At 61.4% G+C, this 947-nt stretch carries 1 protein-coding gene; it reads right to left on the bottom strand.

The features are described from left to right. Positions 1-890, bottom strand: an 890-nt coding sequence (locus ACHIRB_RS31060) for a reverse transcriptase domain-containing protein (protein ID WP_395127852.1), incomplete at its 3' end; no start/stop codon positions are given. Positions 891-947 lie beyond the last annotated feature (57 nt).

Raw genomic sequence — 947 nt, 5'->3', positions numbered from 1 at the left:
GTGCCGTGGACCAAGACCACGAAATCGTCCGCGTAGCGGACGAGTCGGTAGGTCGCGCCCCCTTTCCGGTGCAGACGGTGACGCCGACCACTGGGATACTTCGTTCCCACTGCGAAGGCGTCCCACTGGTGTTGATAGTGGTCGTCGAGCACCGACAGAGCGATGTTCGCCAGCAACGGCGACAAAATCCCGCCCTGCGGGGTCCCGGTGGAGGTATCCCGATCCAGACCGTCCTCGGACATGATTCCTGCTTTGAGGAAGGCCTTGATCAGGGCGAGAACGCGTTTGTCGGCAATCCGGCCACGCACCCGGTCGAGCAGGGCGGTGTGGTCGATCATGTCGAAACATGCCTCGATATCGGCTTCGAGCACCCAGTGATATCCCAGGGAACCGAAGTGATGGATCTCGGCGATCGCGTCCTGAGCCCGACGACGAGGACGGAACCCATAGGAGCTGGGTTGAAAGTCCGCCTCGAAGATCGGCTCGAGCACCAACTTCAGCGAGGCCTGCACTACCCGGTCCGCTGTTGTCGGTATTCCTAACCGACGTTTCTTGAGTGGGTTGCCCGGTTTCGGGATCAGCTTCTCCCGCACCGGTGAGGGACGAAACGTTCTGTCTCTCAGCGCGGTCCGCAAGTCCGACAACAGCACGGTCGAGTCCTTCGGGATCGAACGAGGTGTCACCCCGTCGATTCCGGCGGTCCGTCCGCCCTTGTTGCCGTGCACCCGTTCCCAAGCGTGAGTCAGAAACGCCGGGTCATACACAAGATTGTGCAGATCATCGAACAGCCGACCCGGATCCCGGGTCGCCCACCAGTGCAGTTTGGCCTGCATCCGTCGTACCCGTAACCACGCTTCGTCGAAGTCCGGCCACGGCTCACCCGTATTCACGAGTGGCTCCGCCCATTACAGTTCCTTCCTGCGATATTCACTGGGGTCCTTCGCCAT

Source organism: Antrihabitans spumae (assembly GCF_043944905.1).
Taxonomy (GTDB): domain Bacteria; phylum Actinomycetota; class Actinomycetes; order Mycobacteriales; family Mycobacteriaceae; genus Antrihabitans; species Antrihabitans spumae.
This window is presented reverse-complemented; position numbering and strand designations above follow the sequence as displayed.